The sequence below is a fragment of the Streptomyces sp. NPDC054866 genome (genome assembly GCF_053610745.1).
In genome coordinates this window covers 1-22026 of the sequence record NZ_JBSGZA010000001.1, presented here as the reverse complement: position 1 = coordinate 22026, position 22026 = coordinate 1, and the positions used below count along the sequence as shown (strand labels likewise).

Here is a 22026-nt window from a genome sequence, read left to right as displayed (position 1 = left end):
CCCCTCCATGCCACCCTGGACCCCATGCCCGAAGGCGACACCGTCCACCAGGCAGCCCGGCGGCTGCACACCGCCCTCGCCGGGCGTACCGTCACGCGCTCCGACCTCCGTGTCCCGAAGCTCGCGACCGTCGACCTCACCGGGCGCACCGTCCTGGACGTCACCCCGCGCGGCAAGCACCTCCTCACCCGCTTCGAGGGCGGGCTCACCCTGCACTCCCATCTCCGCATGGACGGCTCCTGGAAGGTGTACGCCCCCGGCGAGCGCTGGAGCGGCGGCCCCGGTCACCAGATCAGGGCGATCCTGGGCACCGCCGAGCGCACAGCCGTGGGCTACCGCCTGCCCGTGCTCGAACTCCTCCGTACCGCCGACGAGGACAAGGCCGTGGGCCACCTCGGCCCTGACCTCCTGGGTCCCGACTGGGACCCCGAACAGGCCCTCGCCAACCTCCTCGCGACCCCCGACCGCGCCCTCGGCGAGGCCCTGCTCGACCAGCGCAATCTCGCGGGCATCGGCAACGTCTACAAGAGCGAGCTCTGCTTCCTCCTCGGCGTCACCCCCTGGATCCCCGTAGCCGAGCTCCCCGCCGAGACGGCCGCCCGTATCCCCGCCCTCGCCAAGAAGCTCCTGGAGGTCAACCGCGACCGCCCGGCACGCACCACCACGGGCCGCGACCGCGCGGGCCAACGCCTGTACGTCTACGGCCGCGCACCCCGCCCCTGCCTGCGCTGCGGCGCCCCCATCCGCTCGGCCGAGCAGGGCGACGGCTCCCGCAGCCGCCCCACGTACTGGTGCCCGTCCTGCCAACACGGCCCGACTCCCTGAGCCACCGCCTCCCTGAGCCACCGCCTCCCCCCAAACCTCGAACGCACCCACCAGTTGACGCCCCGTCAGATCCCGCCGTACCGTCCCGTCATGCCCCTCACGGCGTACGACCTCAGCGGACGCACCGCATTCGTCACCGGCGCGGCCAGCGGCATCGGCCGAGCCTCGGCCGTACTCCTCGCGGAAGCGGGCGCCACCGTCCACTGCGCCGACCGCGACACCCAGGGACTCCACGAGACGGCCACGCTCATCAAGACCGCGGGCGGCACCGCGCACACCCACTCCGTGGACGTCGCCGACAGGGCCCAGGTCGAGCAGGCCGTAGAGACCGCCACCGCGACCACCGGCCGCCTGGACGTCATGGCCGCCATCGCCGGGATCATGCACAGCAGCCCGGTCCTGGAGACTCGTGACGAGGACCTCGACCGGGTCCTCAGCATCAACTTCAAGGGCGTTCTGTACGCCTGTCAGGCCGCGGCCCGCGCGATGATCGCGGCGAACGCCGACGAGCCCGCCGGCTCCCGCCGCCCCGGCAGCATCATCACCATGGCCTCCGGCGCCGTGGACACCGGCGGCCCCGGCCTCCTCTGCTACGGCGCGGCGAAAGCCGCCGTTGTCCAGCTCACGAAGACGCTCGCCACCGAGGTGGGCCCGCACGGAATCCGCGTAAACGCCGTCGCGCCCGGCTGGATCCGCACCCCCATGACCGACCGCCACGACACCGACGCCCAGGCGCACACCGAGGGGCTCATGGTCCGCATGTCCCCATTGGGCCGGGTCGGCGAGCCGGAGGACATCGCCCACGCCGTCCTGCACCTGGCGTCCGACGCGTCCGCCTTCACGACGGGCCAGATCCTCCGCCCGAACGGCGGCGTCGCCATGCCTTGGTGACAGCACCGGCCGCGGCCTTGACAGCGGTCTCGGCAGCCCCCCTGACCACGCCCCTCCCGCGCCCCCCAAGCGCACCATCCGCCCCCCGCGCCCGCACCTGCTCTCGCTCCCGCGTCCTCGCCCGCTCCCGCGCCCTGGACCGTGACGCCCCCACCGCCCGGGACTGCGGCACACAATGCACCGGCAGCAGACTCAGCCCCCACCCCCCGGCCGCGACGGCCCCCTCCAGGACTCCCGCATCAGGCACGAGGGCCAGCCGCAGCACGCCCCACCACCAGAGCGCGCCGAGCGCCAGAGCCGGTGCCCACCGCACGACTCTCCATGCCACGGCCACCACCTCCGCACAGGATCCGGCGCCTGACGCCCGACATGCTCGGCACCCGGCGCGACCCCATCGACGCTAGACGCCCGGCTCGACCGGGCGGGAGGGCGCACCACAGCGCACACGAGGCACGGCTGCCGCCGCCCTGATCACCCGTTCTCCACGATCACGTTCTACGCGACCACGTTCGCCGCGATCACGATCTCCGGGATCACGTAATCCGGGATCACATGCTCCGCATTCAGCCGTTCTCCGCCTGGAACATCCAGTGATGCTTCTCCAGATCGGCCGTGATGCCGATGAAGATGTCCTGGCTCACCGGATCCGCCTCGCCGGTCGCCTCGACCCGCTCCCGCATCCGCGTGATCACCGAACCGAGCGCGTCGACGAGCGTGCCCACCGCGTCCGCGTCCTTGACCCAGCCCTCGGCGACGTCACCGATGCCGCTGCTCCGCGCCACGGTCGCCGCGCGGCCGTCGGGCGAGACGCCGAGCGTGGAGGCCCGCTCGGCCACCGTGTCGGAGTGCGTCCGTGCCGTGTCCACGACCTCGTCGAGCTGCAGATGGACGGAGCGGAAGCGCGGGCCCACCACGTTCCAGTGGATCTGCTTGGCGACCAGGGAGAGGTCGACCAGATCCACGAGCGCCCCCTGCAGGGCGTCCGAGACCGTCTTCAGATCCGCATCGGACAGAGGGCTCTTCACGACGTACATCCAACCTCCAGAGCTCATGAAACCCCCGTAATACAAATCACCCCCAACAATGACACAAGTGCACCAATCGGGGCATCTCTGAGCAGGCCGCGAGCACCTCCAGCCAGACTCCGGGCACCCCCGACCAGGCCTCGAGCACCTCTGGACAGACGAAAGCCCCGGCCGGTAACCCGGCCGGGGCTTCAACACATCTAAGCGTTCAGAGCGCTCAAACAGCGTGCACAGTCAGTCAGCGCAGCATCACGCGGCGACGACGTCCACCGCCTCCGCAGGCGCCTTGATCGTCACCCGTTCCGGCGGCACACCGCTCACCGAGACGGAATTGAGCATCGGGCGAACCGGTGCGCGCACCGGTTCCGTAGCCGCTGCCGACGCAGCCAGTTCGGCGAGAGAGAGCTCATCGCTCACCTCGCGCATGAGCTCGGACATCCGTACGTCAAGCGCGTCGCAGATCGCGGAAAGCAGCTCGGAGGATGCCTCCTTCTGCCCCCGCTCCACCTCGGAAAGATAGCCGAGCGAGACTCGGGCGGACGAGGAGACTTCGCGCAGAGTACGGCCCTGGCGCTGGCGCTGCCGACGCAGCACGTCACCCAGCAGGCGACGGAGCAGAATCATCGGTGGCTCCCTCCTCGGACCGCGTAGCCGCATCCTTCACGCCCCACCGTACCGCCTTGCGCGGCGGCCGTGCGGGGAGCGATGTCGTGTTCACTCAGGGCTGCAAACATCAAGTCCCCCCGTTCTGTTCCGTATCCTGTGCCCGCCCGTTCCCGGCACGTTCGCCGGACAGCCGCTCGACCAGCAGCGTGAGCACGCTCCGTACACTCTCCATACGGATGTCCGAACGCTCACCGTTCAACCGCAGAGCGGCCACTTTCCCCTCAGAGCGAAGAGCGGAATCAGCGCCGCCGACCACGCTCCCGGGCCCCGCGTCAGGGGAACCCGGCCCATCGACCGCCACGAAGACCGTCCCGACCGCCTGGCCGTCCTGCGGCTCGGGCCCCGCGACGCCCGTGGTCGCGATCCCCCAGTCCGCGCCCATGACCTTGCGCACACCCGCCGCCATCTGGAGCGCCACCTCGGCATCCACGGCGCCCCGCTCGGCCAGCAGAGTGCCGTCCACCCCGAGCACCTCGTGCTTCAGCTCGGTCGCGTACGCCGTCACGGACCCCCGGAAGACCCGTGAGGCGCCCGGCACCGCCGTCACCTCGGCGGCCACCAGGCCGCCGGTGAGCGACTCGGCGACGGCGAGCGTCTCGCCGCGCGCCTGAAGAAGCCGCAGCACCTCCGTGGCCGGGCCGAGAGACATCACGAGCCCGACTCCCGAGGCCCTTCGCCGGAACCAGCCCCGGCCCCAGAATCAGAACCAGAGGCAGCCGCCGCCGCAGCCGCAGCAGCAGCCGACGCCGCCGACGCCTCACGCGCCTCCGCGAGCCCCTGGCGCCTCAGCAGGATGGCCTGCCGCACATAGTCGAGCCCGGTCAGGACGGTCAGGACGACGGCGACCGCCATCACCCAGAACCGCAGCGTGGCGAGCGGCCCGGTCAGCGCCAGGACGTACATCCCGGCCGCCGTGCCCTGCCAGAGCGTCTTCATCTTGCCGCCGCGACTGGCCGGAATGACACCGAAGCGGATCACCCAGAACCGCAGCAGTGTGATCCCGAGCTCACGCCCGAGAATGACGCCCGTCACCCACCACGGCAGATCGCCTAGATACGAGAGACAGATCAGCGCCGCGCCCATGATCGCCTTGTCGGCGATGGGGTCGGCGATCTTCCCGAAATCCGTGACCAGGTTGTACGTACGTGCCAGGTGCCCGTCGAACAGGTCCGTGATCATGGCGACGGCGAAAGCCGCCCAGGCCCACGCACGCCAGGCCGGGTCGTACCCGCCGTCGGCGAGCAGCAGCATCACGAAGCCGGGCACGAGGAGCAGCCGGATCACCGTCAACAAGTTGGCGACGTTCCACACGCTGGCCTGATTGACGGCCGCAGCGCCCAACTTTCCGCCGCGCACCGGCTTGGCGCCCTGCGCGCCGGAGCCGCCCGCCGCGGATGCCGGGACTCCGGTCATCTGCGTGCCTCCTCGGCCGGGATCCGGGGCGAGTCCCCCAGAATTTCGCTGTACTCAGCCACCAGGTCCACGCCTTCCGTGCCGACCACCTTTGCCACGACCATACGACCGACCTGCAGACCGTCCCCACCCGTGGCGCCGGTGAAGCGGATCTGGCCGTCCGTCTCGGGCGCCTGGTGAGCCGCCCGGCCGATCGCGCCGTCCTCCTCGTCCACGGACTCCACGAGCACCTCGACCGTCTCACCGAGACGCTCGTCGGCGCGCTGCGAGGTCAGTTCCTCGGCGAGCCGCGAGATGCGCGCGAGCCGCTCGTCGACGACGTCCTGAGCCAGCTTCTGGTCGTACGTCGCCGCTTCCGTGCCCTCCTCGTCGGAGTACCCGAAGACGCCGATGGCGTCCAGCCGCGCGCCCGTGAGGAACCGCTCGAGCTCGTCCACGTCGGCCTCGGTCTCGCCGGGGAAGCCCACGATGAAGTTGGACCGCACGCCGGCCAGCGGCGCCTTCGTCCGAATGGTCTCCAGGAGCTCAAGGAAGCGGTCCGTGTCCCCGAAGCGCCGCATCGCCCGCAGCACACCGGGAGCGGAGTGCTGGAAGGACAGGTCGAAGTAGGGGGCGACCTTCTCCGTGGAGGTCAGTACGTCGATGAGCCCGGGGCGCATCTCGGCGGGCTGGAGGTAGCTGACGCGCACCCGCTCGATCCCGTCGACGGCGGCCAGCTCGGGAAGCAGCGTCTCCAGGAGCCGGATGTCGCCGAGGTCCTTGCCGTACGAGGTGTTGTTCTCGGAGACGAGCATGACCTCCTTGACGCCCTGCTCGGCCAGCCAGCGCGTCTCTCCGAGTACGTCCGAGGGGCGCCGCGAGATGAAGGACCCTCGGAAGGAGGGAATGGCGCAGAACGAGCAGCGACGGTCGCAGCCGGAGGCCAGCTTCACCGAAGCGACGGGGTTGGTGCCAAGGCGCCGCCTCAGCGGTGCACGCGGCCCCGAGGCGGGCGCGAGGCCCTCCGGGAGGTCCATGGGCGCGTGACCGGGCAGCGCGACGTCGGAGCCCGCCTCCTGGCGCTCAGCGGGGCTGATCGGCAGCAGCTTGCGCCGGTCACGGGGGGTGTGAGCCTCGACACTGCCGCCGCTCAGGATGGTGTTCAGGCGGGTGGAGATGTCGGAGTAGTCGTCGAAACCGAGGACACCGTCGGCTTCGGGGAGGGCGTCGGCGAGTTCCTTGCCGTACCGCTCGGCCATGCAGCCGACCGCCACGACGGCCTGGGTCTTGCCATGGCCCTTGAGGTCATTGGCTTCCAGGAGGGCGTCGACGGAGTCCTTCTTGGCGGCTTCGACGAATCCACAGGTGTTGACTACGGCGACATCCGCGTCTTCGGCGGCCTCGACGAGCTGCCAGCCGTCCGCCTCCAAGCGGCCTGCGAGCTCCTCCGAGTCCACCTCGTTACGGGCGCAGCCAAGAGTGACAAGGGCGACGGTACGGCGTTCGGGCATGGTCTCAAGACTACTTCGTCCCTGCCCGGGCCCCCGCCGCGAGGGTCCGGGCCGCCGTCACAGGGCTCAGCCGACCTCGGGATCGCCCTTGGTGTACGTGAGCCGCTCGACCTGACCGGGCTCGAACTCGTTCTCGATCGACTTGCCGTTCACGAACAGCTTGATCGCGCCCGCGTCGCCGAGGACCAGGTCAATCTTCTGCTTGTCCTGGAAGGTCTTCGACTTGCCCTCTTCGAGGACGCCGTCGAAGAGGGTCCGGCCGTTGTGGTCCTTGGCCGAGATCCAACTGCGCCCGTCCGGGGCGCTCACCTTGACCGTGACCTTGTCCTTGGGCGCGCCGGCGATCGCGCTGTCCGAGGGGTCCGGCTTGGGGTCGGCGGGCTTGTTGGGCGCGGGCTTCGTGGCGGGCTTGCTGGTGGCGGGCGTGGCGCCCTCGGCGACCTGCGACTTCGATCCGTCGTCTTCGTCCCCGCCGTTGAACGCGGTGAAGCCGACGAAACCGACGACCGCGACGATCGCGGCGACCATGGCGGCGGTCCAGTTGGGACGGCGCGGATCGGACCTGATCCGCTCGGCCTCGAAGAGCGGTGCCGCCGGGGTGGGCGCGGGCGGGCGACCGCCGTGCGCCTCGTCGTACTGGGCGAGCAGCAGGGCGGGATCGAGGCCCACGTGGCGTGCGAGCGTCCGGATGTGTCCGCGGGCGTACACATCTCCGCCACACCGGGAGAAGTCGTCCTGTTCGATCGCGTGCACGATCGGGATGCGCACCCGGGTGGACGTACTGATTTCGTCGACGGTCAGGCCCGTGTCGATACGTGCCTGCTGCAGCGCGCGCCCGATCGAGGGCCGGTCGTCAGCCGGACTCTCAGCTGCCGGTCGGTCGTCGGCGGGCCGGTCGTCTGTGGGTGGGTGGTCTGAAGGGCGGTCGTCTTCAGGGGAGTTGCCGATGGACACGGGGGCGCCTTTCGAGCGTGTAGCCACCTGCCGGATGTTCAGTCTAGGGGGGTTCGCGAAGGGTGGGGCAACTGGGCGACGGACTTTGTACGCCATCGGAATGGCCGGACATCCTGATGGTGGGGGCGGTGGAGCATGGTCCTTACCTCCCCTCAACTTGACGTATGCCGAAGGGAAACGGTTGCCTGCCGCTCCCTTATGGGTGAGCCTCCCCGCGGATCACGGCCAGCACGCCATCCAGTTCGTCGGGTTTCACAAGAACGTCACGAGCCTTGGAGCCCTCGCTCGGCCCCACGATGCCGCGCGACTCCATGAGGTCCATGAGCCGTCCGGCCTTCGCGAAGCCGACGCGCAGCTTGCGCTGGAGCATCGAAGTGGACCCGAACTGTGTGGAAACCACCAGCTCAGCGGCCTGGCAGAGCAGATCGAGGTCGTCGCCGATGTCCTCGTCGATCTCCTTCTTCTGCTTGGTGGAGACGGTGACGTCGTCCCGGAAGACGGGCGCCATCTGGTCCTTGCAGTGCTGGACGACGGCGTGGATCTCGTCCTCGGTGACGAAGGCGCCCTGCATTCGGGTGGGCTTGTTCGCGCCCATCGGCAGGAAGAGCCCGTCGCCCTTGCCGATCAGCTTCTCGGCACCCGGCTGGTCGAGGATGACGCGGCTGTCGGCGAGAGAGGAGGTCGCGAAGGCGAGCCGCGAGGGCACGTTCGCCTTGATCAGACCGGTCACGACATCCACGGAAGGCCGCTGCGTGGCGAGCACCAAGTGGATGCCCGCGGCCCGTGCGAGCTGCGTGATGCGCACGATCGAGTCCTCGACGTCGCGCGGGGCGACCATCATCAGGTCGGCGAGCTCGTCGACGATCACAAGCAGGTACGGATACGGGCTGAGCTCCCGCTCACTGCCCTCGGGCGTCTTGAGCTTGCCCTCGCGGACGGCCTGGTTGAAGTCGTCGATGTGGCGGTAGCCGAACGCCGCCAGGTCGTCGTAGCGCAGATCCATCTCGCGTACGACCCACTGGAGCGCCTCGGCGGCCCGCTTGGGGTTGGTGATGATGGGCGTGATCAGGTGCGGGATGCCCTCGTACGCGGTGAGCTCGACGCGCTTGGGGTCGACGAGGACCATCCGTACGTCCTCGGGGGTCGCCCGCATCATGATCGACGTGATCAGACAGTTGATGCACGAGGACTTACCGGAGCCGGTGGCTCCGGCGACCAGGATGTGCGGCATCTTGGCCATGTTGGCCATGACGTAGCCGCCCTCGACGTCCTTGCCGAGCGCGACCAGCATGGGGTGGTCGTCCTCGGCCGCGTCCGCCAGACGCAGCACGTCACCCACGTTGACCATCTCGCGGTCGGTGTTCGGGATCTCGATGCCGACCGCGGACTTGCCGGGGATGGGGCTGATGATGCGGACGTCGGGGCTGGCGACCGCGTACGCGATGTTCTTGGCCAGAGCCGTGATCTTCTCGACCTTCACGGCGGGGCCGAGCTCGATCTCGTACCGCGTGACCGTCGGGCCCCGCGTGAAGCCGGTGACGTCCGCGTCGACCTTGAACTCGCTGAAGACGTTGCTCAGCGAGGCGACGACCGCGTCATTGGCGGCGCTGCGGGTCTTGCCGGGGCCGCCGCGCTCCAGCAGGTCGAGCGCGGGCAGCGAGTACGTGATGTCCCCGGCGAGCTGCAGCTGCTCGGCGCGCGGCGGGAGGTCCCGCGGCTGTTCCGGGGCGGCCTTCGTCAGGTCCTTCACGCCGGAGGCCGACGTGTCACGCGACTCCCCCGGCTTCTTGCGGAGCACACCGGGCGGCGGGCTGTCCGTGGCACGCGCGGTCGGCACCGGCGCGGAACTCTCCCCGGACGTGTCGGCCTCCTCGGACTGCCCGTCGCGCTCCCCGGAGACGCCCTGCGTGAGGTCGGCGACCAGCGGCGATGGCGGCATGCCGTGCAGGACCGCGCCGTCCAGGGCGGCGGCAGCGGCGGCCGCCACGTCCACCGCGTCCATCGGACGGTCCAGAGAGGGCTGTGCGGCCCCCCTGCGGGGCCTGCGGCGCCGGGTGAGCGCCTCCTCCTCCGCCTGGTCCGGGGCGTACGGCTCGGGCGTCTGAGCGCGCTTGCGCGAGCGGGCGGGCAGCGCCTCGCGCCACTGCTCCTCGTACCGCTCGTCGTCCGCGTAGTCGCCCTGCACCGCCTCGGGCTCCGCCTGGACGATGCCGAGCTTGGTGCCGAGCAGCCGCAGCCGCTGCGGGATGGCGTTGACGGGCGTCGCCGTGACCACGAGCAGCCCGAACACGGTCAGCAGGACGAGCAGCGGTACGGCGAGGACCTCGCCCATGGTGAAGATCAGCGGAGTGGACGTGGCCCAGCCGATGAGGCCGCCCGCGTCCCTTATGGCCTCCATGCCGTCCGCGCGGGCGGGCGAGCCGCAGGCGATGTGCACCTGGCCGAGCACGCCGATGACGAGCGCGGAAAGGCCGATCACGATGCGGCCGTTCGCCTCCGGCTTCTCGGGGTGCCGGATGAGACGTACGCCGATGACCGCGAGCAGTATCGGAAGCAGCAGGTCGAGGCGGCCGAACGCGCCGGTCACCAGCATCTCGACGAGGTCACCCACGGGACCGCGCAGATTCGACCACGTGCCCGCGGCGACGATCAGCGCGATGCCGAGCAGCAGCAGCGCGAGGCCGTCCTTGCGGTGCGCCGGGTCGAGTCCCTTCGCGCCTCGCCCTATGCCGCGGAACAGCGCGCCCACGCTGTGCGCGAGACCGAGCCAGAGGGCGCGCGCGAGGCGGTACACGCCCCCCGTGGGGCTGGGCGCCGGCTTGGGTGCGGGCTTCTTCGCCGCGGCTTTCTTGGCGGGCGCCTTCTTCGCCGGGGCCTTCTTGGCGGGCGGCTTCTTGGCGGCGGCCTTCTTCGCCGGAGCCTTTGTGGGCGCGGCCGCCTTCTTCGCGGGCGTCTTCTTGGCTGCGGACGGACGTGAGGCCATGGGTCTGAGGTTACCGGTGGAGGCCACTGCGGACACGTGTGCCTACTGCTTCACCCGTTTGTGTCGCCCTTGCGGGGGCGGTGAACTGACGGGTGTTCACCGCCTCCGCGTCGGATCGCGTCGGGTCAACTCTGCGAGGACACCGAAGGCGCACCGCTTCCAGTGCCCGGTTCCAGGGCGTCAAGAGCCCGCCGCAGGCCGGTGAGTTTGCGTTCGAGATGGGCCGCGGTGGCGACCGCGGCGGCATCCGCCGAGTCGTCATCGAGCTGCTTCGAGAGCGCCTCCGCCTGTTCCTCGACGGCCGCGAGACGCGCGGAGAGCTCGGCGAGAAGACCCGCGGGCTCCTTGGCGTCACCCGCCGCGGACTTGCCGCCGCCTTCGAGCTGGAGCCGCAGCAGGGCTGCCTGCTCCCGCAGTTGGCAGTTCTTCATGTACAGCTCGACGAACACCGAGACCTTCGCGCGCAGCACCCACGGATCGAACGGCTTGGAGATGTAGTCCACCGCACCGGCCGCGTAACCGCGGAACGTGTGGTGCGGGCCGTGGTTGATGGCGGTGAGGAAGATGATCGGGATGTCCCGGGTCCGTTCTCGCCGCTTGATGTGCGCGGCGGTTTCGAAACCGTCCATGCCTGGCATCTGGACGTCCAGCAGAATGACCGCGAAGTCGTCCGTGAGTAGTGCTTTGAGCGCTTCCTCCCCGGACGATGCCCGTACCAGGGTCTGATCGAGCGCAGAGAGGATGGCCTCCAGCGCCAGCAGATTCTCCGGCCGGTCATCGACCAGGAGGATCTTGGCCTTCTGCACCATGGCCCGCCCTCCTCGCCCCGGCGGTACACCGGGCGCCGCCCCAGGGGACGACTCCCTTACGCCGTCCGTCCTTGTGCCGGTCATGGTAGCCGCACCCCGCCTGTCGCCACACCCTGTCACCGCGATGTCACTGTGCACGTAGCAGAAACGCAGTGGGAGACCAGAAGGTTCCCCGAATACCGTGGTTCTACACGGCTTCGGCCACACTCTGTCAGCAACTCCGCGTAATGAAGCCTCTTCTCGGTCACTCCCCGCGCATCCACTGCTCCATCACCGAGAGCAGATGATCCGGGTCGACCGGCTTCGTAACGTAATCGGAGGCTCCGGAGTCGATGGCCTTCTCCCGGTCGCCCTTCATGGCCTTCGCGGTGAGCGCGATGATCGGGAGCCCGGCGAACTGCGGCATCCTGCGGATCGCCGTCGTCGTCGCGTACCCGTCCATCTCCGGCATCATGATGTCCATCAGGACGACCGTCACGTCGTCGTGCTGTTCAAGGACTTCGATGCCCTCACGGCCGTTCTCCGCGTACAGCACCGAGAGCCCGTGCTGTTCCAGGACGCTGGTGAGCGCGAACACGTTACGGATGTCGTCGTCGACGATGAGCACCTTCTCACCGCCGAACTGGTAGCCGACACGCGCCTCGGGCGCCTCCTGCCCCGCGGTCGGCCACTGCGCCTGCGAGCCCTGCTCCTGAGGCTCCGCGACGCCCTGCCCGGGCAGCACGGGCGGCTGCTCCGACGAAGCGTGCGCGGCACGACGACGGCGCCGGAAGAGCGTGCCGGAACCCGGCATCGCGTCGAGACGCGGCGGCGTGACCCCCTCGTTCTGCGGCGGCTGCTCGGAGGTGGACGCACCCTCCTCCAGGGCCGGCCGTGAGACCGTGCCCGGCAGGGGTGCCAGCTGCGTGTAGCCCTGCGGCGGCAGTTCGCTCGGGTGCAGCGGCAAATAGAGCGTGAACGTCGAGCCGCGGCCCGGTTCGCTCGCCGCGTGGATCTCGCCGCCGAGGAGACGCGCGATCTCCCGGCTGATGGAGAGGCCGAGGCCCGTACCGCCGTACTTCCTGCTCGTCGTGCCGTCCGCCTGCTTGAACGCCTCGAAGATCACCCGCATCTTGCTGCCGGCGATACCGATGCCGGTGTCGCTCACCGAGAAGGCGATCAGATCCGCGTCCGCGTCCCGCAGCGAACCCGCCTCCAGGAGCTGTTCGCGGATGGCGTTGGGCACATCGGCGTTCGCGTGCCGGATCACCAGCTCGACCGCTCCGGAGTCGGTGAACTTCACCGCGTTCGACAGGAGGTTGCGCAGCACCTGGAGGAGCCGCTGCTCGTCCGTGTGCAGCGTCGCGGGCAGCTCCGGAGACACCCGTACGGAGAAGTCGAGTCCCTTCTCCGCGGTCAGCGGCCGGAAAGTGGCCTCTACGTAGTCGACGAGTTGCACCAGGGCGATGCGCGTCGGGGAGACGTCCATCTTGCCCGCCTCGACCTTCGACAGGTCGAGGATGTCGTTGATGAGCTGCAGCAGGTCCGAGCCCGCCCCGTGGATCGTCTCGGCGAACTCCACCTGCTTGGGGGTGAGGTTCGCGTCGGCGTTGTCGGCCAGCAACTTGGCCAGGATCAGCAGGGAGTTGAGCGGCGTACGCAGCTCGTGCGACATGTTCGCGAGGAACTCGGACTTGTACCGCATCGAGACGGCGAGCTGTTCGGCGCGCTCCTCCAGGACCTGCCTGGCCTCTTCGATCTCGGTGTTCTTGACCTCGATGTCGCGGTTCTGCTGGGCCAGCAGCTCGGCCTTCTCCTCCAGTTCGGCGTTCGAGTCCTGCAGCGCCTTCTGCCGGTTCTCCAACTCCGCCGAGCGCTCGCGCAGTTGCTCGGTGAGCTCCTGCGACTGCTTGAGCAGCACCTCGGTCTTCGTGTTGACGCTGATGGTGTTGACGCTCGTGGCGATCATCTCGGCGATCTGGCTGAGGAAGTCCTTCTGGATCTGCGTGAACGGCTGGAACGCGGCCAGCTCGATCACGCCGAGGACGGTCCCCTCGAAGAGCACAGGAAGGACGATCACCTGGGCCGGCGGTGCCTCACCGAGGCCGGACGCGATCCGCAGATAGCCGGAGGGCGCGTTCTCCACGAGGATCGTGCGCCGCTCCTGCGCAGCCGTGCCGATGAGCGTCTCACCGGGCCGGAAGGAGGTGGGCATGGAGCCCATGGAGTAGCCGTAACTCCCCATCATGCGCAGCTCGTACGCGTCCCCCTGCTCGGCGCCGGGCTCCGCGCCCTCGTCCGTGGGCAGCGCGAGGAAGAAGGCGCCGTGCTGCGCGGAGACCACCGGCGTCAGCTCGCTCATGATCAGCGAGGCGACGTCCGCCAGGTCGCGACGGCCCTGCATCAGACCGGAGATGCGGGCGAGGTTGCCCTTGAGCCAGTCCTGTTCCTTGTTGGCGAGGGTGGTGTCGCGGAGGTTGGCGATCATCGAGTTGATGTTGTCCTGGAGGACCTGGATCTCGCCCGCCGCGTCCACGTCGATCTTCAGGTTCAGGTCGCCGCGCGTCACCGCGGTGGCGACCTCGGCGATGGCGCGTACCTGCCGGGTCAGGTTCCCGGCCATCTCGTTCACGGATTCGGTGAGGTCACGCCACGTGCCGTCGACGTCCCGCACCCGCGCCTGACCGCCCAACTGCCCTTCCGTGCCCACCTCGCGGGCCACGCGCGTGACCTGCTCGGCGAAGGACGACAGCTGGTCGACCATCGTGTTGATGGTGGTCTTGAGTTCGAGGATCTCGCCCCGGGCGTCGATGTCGATCTTCTTGGTCAGGTCGCCCTTGGCGATCGCGGTGGTGACCATCGCGATGTTGCGGACCTGGCCGGTGAGGTTGGAGGCCATGCCGTTCACGGACTCCGTCAGGTCCTTCCACGTACCCGAGACTCCGGGCACACGGGCCTGACCGCCGAGGATGCCGTCCGTACCCACCTCACGGGCCACGCGGGTCACCTCGTCCGCGAACGAACTCAGCGTCTTCACCATCGTGTTGACGGTGTCGGCGAGTTGCGCGACCTCGCCGCGCGCCTCGACGGTGACCTTCTTGGTGAGGTCTCCGTTGGCGACCGCCGCCGCGACCTGGGAGATCCCGCGCACCTGCGCGGTCAGATTGTTCGCCATCAGGTTGACGTTGTCGCTGAGGTCCTTCCAGGTGCCGGTGACGCCCGGCACGCGCGCCTGGCCGCCGAGGTTGCCCTCGGTGCCCACCTCACGGGCCACGCGGTTGACCTGCTCGGCGAAGTTCGAGAGCTGGTCGACCATCGTGTTCACGGTCGTGACGAGTTCGAGGATCTCGCCCTTCGCGTCGACGGTGATCTTCTTGGAGAGGTCGCCCATGGCGACGGCCGTGGTGACCTCGGCGATGTTGCGGACCTGAAGGGTCAGGTTGTTCGCCATGCCGTTCACGGACTGCGTGAGGTCCTTCCAGGTGCCGGAGACACCCTGCACCTCGGCCTGGCCGCCCAGGATGCCGTCGGTGCCCACCTCACGAGCCACCCGCGTCACCTGCTCGGCGAAGGCGGAGAGCTGGTCCACCATCGTGTTGAGGGTGTTCTTCAGCTCCAGGATCTCGCCGCGCGCGTCCACGTCGATCTTCTGCGACAGGTCACCTCGCGCCACCGCGGTCGCGACCTGCGCGATGTTGCGCACCTGGGCGGTGAGGTTGCCGGCCATGCCGTTCACGGAGTCGGTCAGATCGCGCCACACACCGGCGACGCCGGGCACCTGCGCCTGACCGCCGAGGCGGCCCTCCGTGCCCACCTCGCGGGCCACGCGGGTCACCTGGTCGGCGAAGGCGGAGAGCTGGTCGACCATCGTGTTGATGGTGTTCTTCAGCTCCAGGATCTCGCCGCGCGCGTCCACGTCGATCTTCTGGGACAGGTCACCCCGGGCCACCGCCGTCGTGACCTGGGCGATCTGGCGTACCTGCGACGTCAGGTTCCCCGCCATGAAGTTGACGGAGTCGGTCAGTTCCTTCCAGGTGCCGCTGACACCGTCCACGCGCGCCTGGCCGCCGAGGCGGCCCTCCGTACCCACGTCGCGCGCCATCCGCGTGACCTGATCGGCGAAGGACGACAGCTGGTCCACCATGGTGTTCACGGTGTTCTTCAGTTGAAGCATCTCGCCGGAGACGTCGACGGTGACCTTCTGCGAAAGATCGCCGTTGGCGACCGCCGTCGTCACCTGCGCGATGTTGCGGACCTGACCCGTGAGGTTGCGGAAAGCGGTGTTGACCGAGTCCGTCAGGTCCTTCCACGTACCGGCCGCGCCCTGCACCTGCGCCTGGCCGCCCAGCTCACCCTCAACACCGATCTCCCGCGCCACACGCGTCACTTCGGCACCGAAGGCGGAGAGCTGGTCCACCATCGTGTTCACGGTGTTCTTCAGCTCGAGCATCTCGCCCGCGACATCGACCGTGACCTTCTGCGACAGATCGCCGTTGGCGACCGCCGTCGTCACCGTCGCGATGTCCCGCACCTGCGTGGTGAGGTTCCGGAAGACCGTGTTCACCGAGTCGGTGAGGTCCTTCCACGTCCCCGCCGCGCCCGGCACGTTCGCCTGACCGCCCAGCTGCCCCTCGGCACCGACCTCGTTCGCGACGCGGGTGACCTCGTCCGCGAACGTACGCAGCGTCTCGGTCATCTGGTTGATCGTCTCGGCGAGTTGGGCGACCTCGCCGCGTGCGCTGACCGTCACCTTCTGGGACAGATCGCCGTTCGCGACGGCCGTCGTGACCTGGGCGATCCCACGCACCTGGGCGGTGAGATTGCCGGCCATAAGATTCACCGAATCGGTGAGGTCCTTCCACACTCCCGCCACACCAGGCACCTGCGCCTGGCCGCCGAGCTCACCCTCCGTGCCGACCTCGCGCGCGACACGGGTCACCTCGGAGGAGAACGACGACAGCTGGTCGACCATCGTGTTGACGGTGTTCTTCAGCTCCAGCATCTCGCCGGCGACGTGAACCGTCACCTTCCGGGACAAGTCACCCTTGGCGACCGCCGTCGTGACGAGAGCAATGTCACGCACCTGCGCGGTGAGCCGGTACGCCATGGTGTTCACCGAATCCGTGAGATCTTTCCACGAACCGGACATTCCACGTACGCGTGCCTGACCACCGAGCTTGCCCTCGGTACCCACCTCGCTGGCCACCCGCGTGACCTCGTCGGTGAACGTCGAGAGCTGGTCGACCAGGTTGTTGACCGTCCGGCCGACCTTCAGGAACTCCCCGCGCAGCGGATGGCCGTTCCCCTCGTCCGCCTGCGCCCGCAGCTCCATCCGCTGCTCCAGGTCGCCCTCGGCGACCGCGGAGAGCACCCGCCCGACCTCGGAGACGGGGCGTACGAGGTCGTCGACGAGCGCGTTCGACGCGTCGATCGCCGCCGCCCACGAGCCCTCGCAGGCGCCGCTCTCCAGCCGCTCCGTGAGCTTTCCCTCACGTCCGACCATGCGGCGGACCCGGGAAATCTCACCGGTCAGGTGCAGATTCCGGTCGGCCACCTCGTTGAAGACGGCGGCGATCTCCGACATGACGTCGTCACCGGAGACCGTGAGCCGCTTGCGGAAGTTTCCGTCCCGCATGGCCGCGAGCGCCGCGAGCAACCTGTTCAGGGCCGCGGCGTCCACTGACGTAGTCGCCCCGTTGCGCGGTTTGCGCTGTTTGCTCTGGGACTGTCCGTCTTTCGCACGCGTTTTAGTGCCCCGCGTCGCTGCGCCAGACTCCACTGTGTCCCTCCCGCAAGGGTCGACCGTACTGCTCGGGTTACCTGGGCTCTCTCCAAGAAGCTTGCCCAGTGTTTCACCATGGCTGAACCAGGCCATAACAGTTCGGCAGCTTCGCACACCGTCCGCACACCCTCCGGGCGGAAACACTGACGACCGGCATCAGCATGGACGGCGAAGGTAAGTAACCTGGCATCCGGCTGTCCAACCACCCCGGTCCTGCCCGGCCTGGGCGGTGGCACACGTACAAGCGGGCATCGGAGGGGCGGCCGCACCATGGTGGGAGACTTGGGCGTCGATGCTCGTACGAGGAGTTCTGTGATCACCGCGCGCGCGGCTGCGACTTTCGACCCCGTCGGGCGTTCCGTCGCGACGGCCCGCTCCTTTGTCCGCGACACCCTCCAGGGCTGGGGGTTCACGGACATCGTCGACGACGCGGTCGTCCTCACCAGCGAGCTGGTCACCAACGCCGTCGTGCACGCCGGAACCGCCGCGGACGTCCTCTGCCTGCGCAGCGAGGACGCCGTACGCATCGAGGTCTCCGACCACTATCCGGAGCGCGAGATCCCGCTCCAGCAGTCCGCGGCGAGCATGGGCAGCCCCGACCGCGAGGGAGGCCGCGGCCTCCAGCTGTGCGCGGCGCTCGCCACCCGCTGGGGCGTCGACTACACCCCCACCAACAAACAGGTCTGGTTCCAACTCGACCTCCCCGACCGCTCCGTCGGCACCCGCGCCGCGGGCCCCGCCCTCCCCGCCGAGCTGCTCCCGCTCACCGACGGCAGGGTCCGCGTCGCCGTCGTCCAGATCGACCGCGTCGGCGCCATCTCCGCCTGGAACGAAGACGCCGAAGAGCTCTTCGGGTACGTCGCCGAACAGGTCACCGGCAAACCGCTCACCGACTTCGCCGCCTGGCCGCACACCCCGGGCACCAGCACGGGCATCGTGGAAGCGCTCCAACTCTCCCGCTGGGAGGGCAGTTACGGCATCCGCGGCTCCGACGGCCGCGTGACCCCCGTCTACGCCTCGCACCTGCGCGTCCGCGACGCCGACGGCGAACCCTCCACGGTCTGCCTGCTCGTCCGCGACGACGAGCGCGCCGTCCTGCAGACCCCGCTGCGCGGCCCCGCCCCCGAGCCCGGGGCGCTCGCCGAGTCGCACACCGCCGACCCCTTCGAGGTCTTCATCGGCTCCCCCGCGCCGGACGACCTCGACGGTCTGCTCCAGCGCACGGTCGAGCGCGCCCGCGACATGCTCGACGGCGACGCCGCCTTCCTGCTCCTCGCCACGGACGACGAGACGGAGCTCGAGGTCCGCGCCTCCACAGGCCTGCCGTCGGCCCGCCAGCGCTTCGCCCGCGTCCCCGTGGAGGCCGGCCCCGGACGCTACGGCTCCGCCCGCATGCCCGCCGTCCACGAAGACCTCACGGTCGTCCCCGGCGCCGTACCGCTCCTCAGCGGCACGGGCATGCGCTCCGTCGTCACGGTCCCGCTGAAGGTCGAGGGCCGCCTCACGGGCTCCCTGGGCGTCGCCGCCGAGGCCCCCGACCGGTACTCGAACGAAGAGGCCCTGCGCCTCCAGTTCGCCGCGGACCGCATCGCCCTCGCCGTCGAGTCGGCGCGCCTGGGCGAACTGGAGCGCCTGCGCCGCGGCTCGCTCTCCTTCCTCGTCGAGGCCTCGGACCTCCTCGCGGGCACCCTGGACCGCGATCAGACCCTGGCGCTCATGGCCCAGATGACGGTCCCGACGCTCGCCACCTGGTGTGCGGTCTACACGATCGCCGACCAGTCGTCCGAGCCCTATCTCTCGTACGTCCTCCATGAGGACGAGGAGCGGATCGACGGCCTGAAGGCACTCCTCTCCAAGATCGCCCCTCCCGACCCCGTGCCGACCCCCGGAGCCCGCGTCTGGGCCGCCCCCTCGGAGGCCGCCCACCAGGCCGCCCTGCGCACCTCCATGCGCAGCCTCGGCCTCGGTGAACCCATGAGCCTTGGCTCAGGCATCGGCACGACGCTCTCCACGGCATCGGCGGTGGGCGGCGAGACGGTCGTCCTGCCCCTGGTCGCCCGCAACCGCGTCATCGGCATGCTCACGCTGGGCAAGCCCTCCGACGAGCACTTCCGCCAGGAGATCCTGGAACTGGCCGAAGACCTCTCCCGCCGAGCGGCCCTCGCCCTGGACAACGCCCGCCTGTACTCGGAGCGCATGGCCATCAGCCAGTCCCTCCAGCGCAGCCTGCTGCCGCCCGGCCTCCCCCAGATCCCCGGCGTCGAGGTCGACGTCATCTACCGCGCGGCCGGCGAGGGCAACGAGGTCGGCGGCGACTTCTACGACGTCTTCCCGATCCGTGACGGCGTGTACGGCTTCGCCATCGGCGACGTCTGCGGCACGGGCCCGGAGGCGGCGGCCGTCACCGGCCTCGCCCGGCACGCCCTGCGACTCCTGGCCCGCGAGGGCTTCGGCGGCCCCGCGGTCCTCGAACGCCTGAACGCCGCGATCCTCGACGAGGGCGCCCGCAGCCGCTTCCTCACCCTCCTCTACGGGGAGTTGTGGCCGCAGGAGGACGGCTCGGCGGTCCTGAAGATCGTCTGCGCCGGCCACCCGCTCCCGCTCCGCCTGCGCCAGGACGGCACGGTCGAGCCGTACGCGGAGCCGCAGCCGCTCCTCGGCGTCATGGACGACCTGGAGCTCTACGAACAGACGATGACGCTCGACCCGGGCGACGTCCTGCTCTGCGTGACGGACGGCGTCACCGAGCGCCGCGAAGGCACCCGCATGCTCGGCGACGACGGCCTCGCGGACGTCCTCACCACATGCACCGGGCTCACGGCGGGCGCGGTCGCGGCCCGCATCATGCGCGCGGTGGAACGCTTCGCGACGGACGCCCCGTCGGACGACATGGCGATCCTCGCGATGCGCGTCCCCGGCCTCCAAAAGGACTGAAAGCCTCGCCCCGGGGGCCACTGGGCCCCCGGGAAACAAAAAAGTCCCCGCCCAACTGGGCGGGGACTTTCTCGACTTGCTCGCTGAGCCCCCATGCGGAATCGAACCGCAGACCTTCTCCTTACCATGGAGACGCTCTACCGACTGAGCTATAGGGGCCTGTTGCGCTTCGCGGTTTCCCGCTTGGCAACGGAATAGATCATACCCGAAATCGAAGGTGCCTCGAACCGACCGTTCCTCTGGACCGCCCGCACCGCCGCTGCCACTCTGCGCCCATGCCGACCCGACGTGGTACATCCATGCGGAACTCCTTACCCCTGGCGCTGGCCGCCCTGCTCCTGCCGCTCGGAGCCTGCGGATCCGACGACGACAACGAAGCCGCGGACCAGAAGCCCACCAAGAAGCCACCGGCCGCGGAGACCCCGCGCCCCGGCGATCAGAAGGTCACGCTCACCTGGAAGGGCAAGAAGCGCGTCTACACGGTGCACGCCCCACCCGACTACACCCGCGCCGAGAAGCTCCCACTGATCATCGCCATGCACCCTTATCCGGCCGACGGCGCCGCCATGGCCCAGATCAGCGGCCTCAACGCCAAGGCGGACAGGGAGAACTTCCTCGTCGCCTACCCTGACGGCCTCAACCAAGGCTTCAACGCCTTGATCTGCTGCGGCACCGAGGACGACGTGGGCTTCATCCGTACGATGACGAAAAGGCTGACCGGCACCTGGAACGCCGACCCGGACCGCGTCTACGCGACCGGCATCTCCAACGGCGGCGACATGTCGTACAAGCTGGCGGTCGAACTCCCCGACACCTTCGCGGCGATCGCCCCGGTCAGCGGCGGCTATCTCGGCCCCGACTCGGCAACGGACTCGTACATGCCGAAAACACCCGTCTCCGTGATCACCTTCATCGGTGGCCTGGACGAGCACTACACAGGGATGGACGAGGGCATCACGGCCTGGCAGAAACGCCTGTCCTGCAAGGCGGGCCAGCCCGAGAAACTCAAGAAGAAAATCAAAAGGACAACGGCCAAGTGCCGCGACGGCTCGGACGTGATCGTGCACCGGCTGCCCGACATGGGCCATTCCTGGCCGGGCGGCGCGGGCGGCAGCATGTCCGACCCCACCGCGGGCGTCAACGCGACCGACCTGATGTGGACGTTCTTCAAGTCCCACACAAGGAAGACGCCCTAGCGACCGGGCTCCCGGAAGTCCTAGAAGGCCGGCTGGAGAAGCCCGCCGAGCGCGTTGCAGGCGGACACGACGCGCTGCAGTTCGCGCCGCGACATGGAGGCGTCAACCGGCAGCGCCAGCGTGTCGTCCGCGGCACGCTCGGTCTCCGGCAGATAGACGTCCCGCCAGAACTTCGGCGTGCGATGAACGGGCGTCTTCACAGGCACCCGGCAGTCAATTCCCTTGGCCCGCACGGCACGCGCGAACGCGTCCCGGTCCGGCCGCCCGTTGCCGGGCACACGCACGACGTACTGCTGATAGCTGTGCCCCTCGACGCCGTCCGGGGTGATCACACCGCCGAGCCGCCCGCTGAGGTAGACCGCGTGGGCCCGCCGCTGCGCGAGCTCGTCGTACGGCGCGTCCGTCTCACCCTGCTCCAGTACGAGAATGCCGTGCCGCTGCCCGACGTCCCGCAGCCGCCTGACGTCGGCCGGGTGCCCGAAGCGGTGCACGACGGCCACGGCGGCCGTACGGGAGGTCACGGCGGCGGTCACCGCATCAGGATCGAGGCAGTACGTCGCCCTATCTATGTCCGCGAATACGGGCACGGCCCCTGTCAGGACCACGGCCTCGGCGATCTCGACGTTTCCGTATGCCGGCACGATGACCTCGTCACCGGTACCGACACCTGCGGCTCGCAACATGCCAACTGTCCCCATGCCTCAGGATGTTGGCTGCGGAACGTGAACAGGAAGTGACACAAAACAAAAAAGAGCTGGTCCCTGAACCGAAGTTCAGGGACCAGCTCTTCTAATAATAGTTCGGCGGCGTCCTACTCTCCCACAGGGTCCCCCCTGCAGTACCATCGGCGCTGTGAGGCTTAGCTTCCGGGTTCGGAATGTAACCGGGCGTTTCCCTCACGCTATGACCACCGAAACACTATGAAACTGTCAACCGCACCGCAGTCGTGGCCCGACATACGGGGTTGTTCGTGGTTTCAGAACCAACACAGTGGACGCGAGCAACTGAGGACAAGCCCTCGGCCTATTAGTACCAGTCACCTCCACCCGTTACCGGGCTTCCAGATCTGGCCTATCAAC

Annotated in this window: 14 protein-coding genes, 1 tRNA gene and 1 rRNA gene; 4 read left to right on the top strand and 12 right to left on the bottom strand. The window is 69.2% G+C overall.

The window, feature by feature from the left end; all coding sequences use genetic code 11:
- The first annotated feature begins 24 nt into the window (after positions 1-24).
- The gene (locus tag ACWGI2_RS00080) at positions 25-825 is read left to right on the top strand and encodes an Fpg/Nei family DNA glycosylase (protein ID WP_453401693.1); all 801 of its coding nucleotides are present in this window, start codon (positions 25-27) and stop codon (positions 823-825) included.
- A 90-nt stretch (positions 826-915) separates the two neighbouring features.
- Positions 916-1716, top strand: coding sequence for an SDR family NAD(P)-dependent oxidoreductase (locus tag ACWGI2_RS00075; protein ID WP_453401694.1), 801 nt, complete (start codon positions 916-918; stop codon positions 1714-1716).
- 563 nt (positions 1717-2279) lie between these two features.
- Here ACWGI2_RS00075 and ACWGI2_RS00070 read toward each other — a convergent pair.
- The 9 genes from ACWGI2_RS00070 to ACWGI2_RS00030 all read right to left on the bottom strand — a co-directional run bounded on the left by ACWGI2_RS00070 (position 2280) and on the right by ACWGI2_RS00030 (position 16814).
- Positions 2280-2750 carry a Dps family protein gene (locus ACWGI2_RS00070; protein ID WP_453401705.1) on the bottom strand — a complete coding sequence of 157 codons (471 nt, stop codon included), beginning with the start codon at positions 2748-2750 and terminating at the stop codon, positions 2280-2282.
- 240 nt (positions 2751-2990) lie between these two features.
- Positions 2991-3365 carry a helix-turn-helix domain-containing protein gene (locus tag ACWGI2_RS00065; protein WP_160507571.1) on the bottom strand — a complete coding sequence of 125 codons (375 nt, stop codon included), beginning with the start codon at positions 3363-3365 and terminating at the stop codon, positions 2991-2993.
- Positions 3366-3474: 109 nt separating this feature from the next.
- On the bottom strand, positions 3475-4056 hold the full coding sequence (locus ACWGI2_RS00060; protein ID WP_453692655.1) for a CinA family protein: 582 nt from the start codon (positions 4054-4056) through the stop codon (positions 3475-3477).
- Complete coding sequence (pgsA, locus tag ACWGI2_RS00055) at positions 4056-4820, bottom strand: CDP-diacylglycerol--glycerol-3-phosphate 3-phosphatidyltransferase (protein ID WP_453692653.1); 765 nt, start codon at positions 4818-4820, stop codon at positions 4056-4058. The genes ACWGI2_RS00060 and pgsA overlap by 1 nt, the downstream gene beginning before the upstream one ends.
- The gene (rimO, locus tag ACWGI2_RS00050; protein WP_453401698.1) at positions 4817-6310 is read right to left on the bottom strand and encodes a 30S ribosomal protein S12 methylthiotransferase RimO; all 1494 of its coding nucleotides are present in this window, start codon (positions 6308-6310) and stop codon (positions 4817-4819) included. The genes pgsA and rimO overlap by 4 nt, the downstream gene beginning before the upstream one ends.
- 66 nt (positions 6311-6376) lie before the next feature.
- Complete coding sequence (locus ACWGI2_RS00045) at positions 6377-7264, bottom strand: helix-turn-helix domain-containing protein (RefSeq protein WP_453401706.1); 888 nt, start codon at positions 7262-7264, stop codon at positions 6377-6379.
- A gap of 196 nt (positions 7265-7460) precedes the next feature.
- The gene (locus tag ACWGI2_RS00040; protein ID WP_453692651.1) at positions 7461-10247 is read right to left on the bottom strand and encodes a DNA translocase FtsK; all 2787 of its coding nucleotides are present in this window, start codon (positions 10245-10247) and stop codon (positions 7461-7463) included.
- A 125-nt stretch (positions 10248-10372) separates the two neighbouring features.
- Positions 10373-11056, bottom strand: a complete 684-nt coding sequence (locus ACWGI2_RS00035; protein ID WP_160507566.1) for a response regulator — start codon at positions 11054-11056, stop codon at positions 10373-10375.
- A 244-nt stretch (positions 11057-11300) separates the two neighbouring features.
- The gene (locus ACWGI2_RS00030; RefSeq protein WP_453692649.1) at positions 11301-16814 is read right to left on the bottom strand and encodes a HAMP domain-containing protein; all 5514 of its coding nucleotides are present in this window, start codon (positions 16812-16814) and stop codon (positions 11301-11303) included.
- A 273-nt stretch (positions 16815-17087) separates the two neighbouring features.
- On the opposite strand from ACWGI2_RS00030, the gene ACWGI2_RS00025 reads away from it, so the two are divergent.
- A complete protein-coding gene (locus ACWGI2_RS00025) occupies positions 17088-19751 on the top strand; it encodes a SpoIIE family protein phosphatase (RefSeq protein WP_453401701.1) in 2664 nt (887 codons plus the stop codon).
- An 86-nt stretch (positions 19752-19837) separates the two neighbouring features.
- Here ACWGI2_RS00025 and ACWGI2_RS00020 read toward each other — a convergent pair.
- A tRNA-Thr gene (locus tag ACWGI2_RS00020) sits at positions 19838-19910 on the bottom strand.
- A 140-nt stretch (positions 19911-20050) separates the two neighbouring features.
- On the opposite strand from ACWGI2_RS00020, the gene ACWGI2_RS00015 reads away from it, so the two are divergent.
- The gene (locus ACWGI2_RS00015) at positions 20051-20947 is read left to right on the top strand and encodes an alpha/beta hydrolase family esterase (protein ID WP_453692647.1); all 897 of its coding nucleotides are present in this window, start codon (positions 20051-20053) and stop codon (positions 20945-20947) included.
- A gap of 20 nt (positions 20948-20967) precedes the next feature.
- Here the strand turns inward: ACWGI2_RS00015 and ACWGI2_RS00010 are convergent, their stop codons facing one another.
- Positions 20968-21630, bottom strand: coding sequence for a DegT/DnrJ/EryC1/StrS family aminotransferase (locus ACWGI2_RS00010; protein WP_453692645.1), 663 nt, complete (start codon positions 21628-21630; stop codon positions 20968-20970).
- Between the two features lie 115 nt (positions 21631-21745).
- Positions 21746-21862 (bottom strand): 5S ribosomal RNA (gene rrf, locus ACWGI2_RS00005).
- Between the last annotated feature and the right edge of the window lie 164 nt (positions 21863-22026).

Bases quoted from the DNA above. Each gene is read 5' to 3' on its own strand.
- ACWGI2_RS00065 (WP_160507571.1), bottom strand. From the start codon at position 3,365: ATGATTCTGCTCCGTCGCCTGCTGGGTGACGTGCTGCGTCGGCAGCGC.
- ACWGI2_RS00035 (WP_160507566.1), bottom strand. From the start codon at position 11,056: ATGGTGCAGAAGGCCAAGATCCTCCTGGTCGATGACCGGCCGGAGAAT.
- ACWGI2_RS00080 (WP_453401693.1), top strand. From the start codon at position 25: ATGCCCGAAGGCGACACCGTCCACCAGGCAGCCCGGCGGCTGCACACC.
- ACWGI2_RS00075 (WP_453401694.1), top strand. From the start codon at position 916: ATGCCCCTCACGGCGTACGACCTCAGCGGACGCACCGCATTCGTCACC.
- ACWGI2_RS00010 (WP_453692645.1), bottom strand. From the start codon at position 21,630: ATGTTGCGAGCCGCAGGTGTCGGTACCGGTGACGAGGTCATCGTGCCG.
- ACWGI2_RS00025 (WP_453401701.1), top strand. From the start codon at position 17,088: ATGGTGGGAGACTTGGGCGTCGATGCTCGTACGAGGAGTTCTGTGATC.
- ACWGI2_RS00040 (WP_453692651.1), bottom strand. From the start codon at position 10,247: ATGGCCTCACGTCCGTCCGCAGCCAAGAAGACGCCCGCGAAGAAGGCG.
- ACWGI2_RS00060 (WP_453692655.1), bottom strand. From the start codon at position 4,056: ATGTCTCTCGGCCCGGCCACGGAGGTGCTGCGGCTTCTTCAGGCGCGC.
- pgsA (WP_453692653.1), bottom strand. From the start codon at position 4,820: ATGACCGGAGTCCCGGCATCCGCGGCGGGCGGCTCCGGCGCGCAGGGC.
- rimO (WP_453401698.1), bottom strand. From the start codon at position 6,310: ATGCCCGAACGCCGTACCGTCGCCCTTGTCACTCTTGGCTGCGCCCGT.
- ACWGI2_RS00015 (WP_453692647.1), top strand. From the start codon at position 20,051: ATGCGGAACTCCTTACCCCTGGCGCTGGCCGCCCTGCTCCTGCCGCTC.
- ACWGI2_RS00070 (WP_453401705.1), bottom strand. From the start codon at position 2,750: ATGTACGTCGTGAAGAGCCCTCTGTCCGATGCGGATCTGAAGACGGTC.